This is a genomic window from Ilyobacter sp. (assembly GCF_041583315.1).
Lineage (GTDB): Bacteria > Fusobacteriota > Fusobacteriia > Fusobacteriales > Fusobacteriaceae > Ilyobacter.
Genome location: NZ_JBFHGC010000226.1, coordinates 1 through 4358 on the forward strand (window position 1 = coordinate 1; position 4358 = coordinate 4358).

General features: G+C 36.0%; 5 protein-coding genes and 1 pseudogene. 4 read left to right on the forward strand and 2 right to left on the reverse strand.

The window, feature by feature from the left end; genetic code table 11:
* The 3 genes from ABZA26_RS08730 to ABZA26_RS08740 all read left to right on the forward strand — a co-directional run.
* A partial coding sequence (locus ABZA26_RS08730; protein WP_372714134.1) for an ABC transporter permease occupies nt 1-564 on the forward strand: 564 nt, incomplete at its 5' end.
* Nucleotides 558-1583: an ABC transporter ATP-binding protein gene (locus ABZA26_RS08735; RefSeq protein WP_372714135.1), complete on the forward strand. Its 1026-nt coding sequence runs from the start codon at nt 558-560 to the stop codon at nt 1581-1583. The genes ABZA26_RS08730 and ABZA26_RS08735, both read left to right, overlap by 7 nt.
* A gap of 15 nt (nt 1584-1598) precedes the next feature.
* A complete protein-coding gene (locus tag ABZA26_RS08740; RefSeq protein WP_372714136.1) occupies nt 1599-2180 on the forward strand; it encodes a CDP-alcohol phosphatidyltransferase family protein in 582 nt (193 codons plus the stop codon).
* Between the two features lie 109 nt (nt 2181-2289).
* Here the strand turns inward: ABZA26_RS08740 and ABZA26_RS08745 are convergent, their stop codons facing one another.
* The gene (locus ABZA26_RS08745; RefSeq protein ID WP_372714137.1) at nt 2290-2928 is read right to left on the reverse strand and encodes a pyridoxal 5'-phosphate synthase; all 639 of its coding nucleotides are present in this window, start codon (nt 2926-2928) and stop codon (nt 2290-2292) included.
* Between the two features lie 179 nt (nt 2929-3107).
* Nucleotides 3108-3887 (reverse strand): GTP pyrophosphokinase, encoded by a 780-nt coding sequence (locus ABZA26_RS08750; protein ID WP_372714139.1) that lies wholly within the window; start codon nt 3885-3887, stop codon nt 3108-3110.
* 127 nt (nt 3888-4014) lie between these two features.
* Here ABZA26_RS08750 and ABZA26_RS08755 point away from each other — a divergent pair.
* A pseudogene (locus ABZA26_RS08755) lies at nt 4015-4358 on the forward strand (hypothetical protein); the annotation flags it as partial.

The window sequence follows — 4358 nt, forward strand, 5'->3', positions numbered from 1 at the left end:
CCGGCGGCCAGTGTGCTGGCAAGAAAGGATTTTAAAGGGAAAAAAATTATTCAGGGTCTTGTGTTTCTCCCTTTGATAATCCCTTCTTTTGTAACTAGTATGGGGGTGTATTTTACCTTCATAAGGCTGGGACTTTCGGAAACCCTGGCTGGAGTAGTATTCATACATACAGTACTTACCTTGCCGTACTATATTCATTCTACAGTTATAGGATATAGTACTCTCAACGAAAACTATGAAACAGTTGGTAAAATGCTGGGAGCAAACAGTCTACAGAGATTTTTTTATATAACGTTACCTCATATAATGCCTTCTGTCATCGCAGGAGGGAGTCTGGTAATAATAGTATCCTTTGCACAGTACCTTAACACCCTCATAATAGGAGGAGGGAAGGTCCTTACCATTCCGATTCTTATGTTTCCCTATATATCTGGGGGAAATATAAAGGTGGGGGCTGTATACAGCATATTTTATATATTCATGAATTTTGCTTTACTTTTTATTTTAGAGAAAAAAGTAAAGGGTATCTACAATAAAAAAATGACAGGGGACAGGGTATGGTAATTCTAAAAGATATAGGTAAGAGATACAAGGATTTTCAAATGATAAATTTTAATCTGAAAATAGAAGAAGGTGAGTTTGTAACTCTTCTCGGAGAATCTGGATGTGGGAAAACAACCCTTCTCAATATAATCGCAGGGATAACCGGGGACTATACCGGTGATGTATATATCCAAGGCGAAAATACAAGGGGGAAATCTCCAAAAGAAAAAGGTTTATCAATGGTCTTTCAGGACTCGCTTCTGCTGCCAAATCTAAATGTAGAGGATAATGTGGCTTTTGGTCTTAAAATGATGGGGATGGGGAAAAAAGAGAGACGACTTAAGGCAAGAAATGTACTTGAAGAGCTGGGACTGAGCGGTTTTGAAAAAAGACACCCCTATGACCTCAGCGGGGGTCAGAAGCAGAGAGTGTCCCTAGCAAGGGCACTGGTTATGGAACCTAAGCTCCTTCTAATGGATGAACCTTTCTCAGCTCTAGATGAGGGGCTGAGAGGAAAGCTACAGAAGCTTTTGAAAACAATTCAAAAGAAACATATGAGCACGGTGCTTTTTGTGACCCACGACAGAGACGAAGCTTTTTATCTGTCTGACAAAATAGCGGTTTTGGATAAAGGTGAACTTGCTCAGTTTGATACGCCTCTAAATCTTTATGAAAAACCAATGTCCCCTTTTGTAGCCAGATTTATCGGTATAAATAACATATTTACCGGGGAAATCAAGGATGGTATTTTTTATAGTAAAAATATAAAATTTCCAGTGGACTTTGATGATGCTGAGAAAATCTGTGTGGCTCTGAAGTCCGAAGATCTAAGGGTAACCCTGGAAGAACAACCAGGCGATAATGAAGGAGTTCTAAAAGGTAAAGTAAAGGACAGCTCGTTTAAAAGCGGTTTTTACTATTTTGACATTGAAATAGGCGGAGAGAGTATAGAGGTGGTTCAAAATCGTGTTGAATTTGAGGTGGAAAGTCAGATGGAACTTTATGTGAGATACAACAAGAATAATATTATTTTGATATAAACAGAGGTGCTTAAAATGCTGGACACACATGCTAGGAAACACGTACAGCCCCTTATCGTAAAAGTGGCTGACTTTTTCATGAAGTATAATTTTACTGCTAACCAGGTCACTATTATGGCTTTTTTTATGGGTATATCAACAGGGATTTTTATTTATTTAAAAAAACCCATGATAGCCATTACAGTGTTGTGGATATCCGGTCTTTTAGATGCAGTGGACGGAACAATAGCGAGAGAAAAGGGATCCACACCATTTGGAACAGTGATGGATATAACTTTTGACAGACTGGTGGAAATATCAGTCATACTGGGGCTAGCATTTAGATTTTCTCATACGAGGATGATAATGCTTATCCTGACATGCAGCATAATATTTTCTATGACTGTTTTTCTTACCACTGGAATGATGGCAGAGAAAAAAGGAACTAAGTCCTTTTATTACCAGGCAGGAGTTGCTGAAAGGACTGAAGGATTTATATTTTTTACGATGATGATGCTCTTTACAAGCTATATAAATCCAATAGGGATAGTATTTTTTTCAGCAGTTATTTTCACAGCATCTCAGAGGCTTATAGAGGCTAGGAAAATACTAGGATAGGTTTGATATTTCTTGTATAGGGGCTAAAACTAAATATTACCACACAGAAAAAGGAGTTCATATGAACCCCTTTTTCTTATTAAATCAATTTTTTATTTTCATAATCAGACTAAGATGTAGCAGTTTTTTTTGTCCACTTCCCATTAATAAGCTGGTAAATTAATTTTTGATGTAAAGTATCTTCTACTCCTTCTAAAAATTCTATGTACTTTGGAGTTATATCATAACCACCCCAAAATTCTGGATACGGAATAGGAGTTTCTTTAAATTTGTTTCTGATTTTATCAAAGTGATTTCTGAGTTCCTCTTTTTTTAAAATTGTTTTCCCGTCTTTTGTAGCCCATATTGTGATCTTGCATTCATTTGATTGCGCATTAAAATAATTTTCAGATTCTGTTACAGGGATTTTTTCAATATCACCTCTGATAAAAATCTGCCTATTCATTTTTTTGAAAAAGAAATGAACTCCCACACTGCAGTTGGAATCTGATTCTAAGAGATCATGTTCGTCATAATTTCCAAAAAATCTGAGTTTTTCATTTTTAAAGGACTTCAGAGGAACGGTATGCATTGCCAATCCAGACTGACATACTGTGCTAAGAGTCACTGTGTTTGGTAAATGTTCCCCCTTTTCATAGGCCTCTATAAGCCACTCGTGAAGATGCTCTAAGGGATATTGATGAAAGTCCTTTATAGGAAGTTTCCCTCTTTCGTAATCTACTTGATATGTTCTGAGATCTGAAACCATGTTTTCACCTCCTTACTATATATTCTTAGTTTTATGAATTTTCTGTTGTTTTCCTTTTGAATAAAAAAAGAAATTGTAAAAAAAGTAGATATTGAATAATTATCGAAAATTTAGGGTGCTCAATATTAGTTTTATTACAAAACAAAAAAAGCTGCCTTAAGTATAGGCAGCTTATAAGACTATTTAAATTTTATATCCAGCTCTCTAGGGTTGGTATTATCTTTTCCGACCTCTTTTTTTAATTTTTTTATAAACATTCCCATCTCGTCTGCACTTCCTACAATTCTGTTGAATATTCCGAGATATTCAGAAAGAATAGGATTGTCTATATCATAAGGGTATCTTATTATATGATCTATTTCGCTCCAGGCCTCTTCGAAAACCGTCCGCACCTGAATCTCTACAAGAACTTCCTTTTCGTTGGTGAGAGAGGCTCCTATGAGGTAATGGACCGATCTGTAGCCGTGTTCTCTCACGATTATATCGCAATTGTAGTCTTTTATTCCATCACGAAGCTTATCTAGGTTGTAATCACCTCTTCTGATATTTATCTGAGGGGTTTCCTTTGTCTCCCATAAGTCGATTATTTCTTCATGTATTGTTTTCCAGTCATCCTTAAAAAGATGAAGAACCCGAACCCCTATAAGGTCGGTGACGATTTTTTTATAAGTCTTAGAGTTGATACCTCTATCGGTATATTTTCTCCCCTTCCTTATTATTTTTTCAATAAGATGTTCCGGTTTTTTTACCCGACGTCTCACAGAATGTACATCTTTTAGTGCCATTATATGAAGAACGATCTCTTCTGCACGTTTTTCCATGAGGGGAACAAGTGCGGTATAATCCTGATATATTTTCTCAAGCTCACTCCACTCCAGTCCGGTACTTTTAAAATATTCCTCGTCTATGGAAAAATCTTTAAAAAAATTCTCTTTGTTTAATATTTCTGAACAGCTCATAAAATCACCCCATAACTTTCCTAATGCCTATATTACTTCAATCTTTTTAAAAAATCAATAAAATAAAAGGTCTACTCAATTTATTAAAGTAAAGTATTTATAGATACTAAAGACAGGGGTGGTAATTATGAATATGATTTCTTTGGAGGTTATGAAAGTTATTTGCTATTTTTATGGTTTTTTTAGCCTTGTGACACAGTTTAGTATATCTCCTGAAAAAACTCCCACCTGGCTCATTATCATCATATCCTTTGTCTCTGTATCAGTATTTATATTTATAATGTTGAGATTTAAAGAGGAACTCAACAGACGGCTAAACAGTATAAAAATGGACAGGGTTATAATAATGATGGTCTATCTCTCCATCGCAGGATATGCCACCTCACTGCTGGGAAGGGCCTATCCTCAGGGTGTGCTCTATATGCAGCTTTTCCTGGGTATAGGGGGTATGGTTTTAGATATTGTATATGC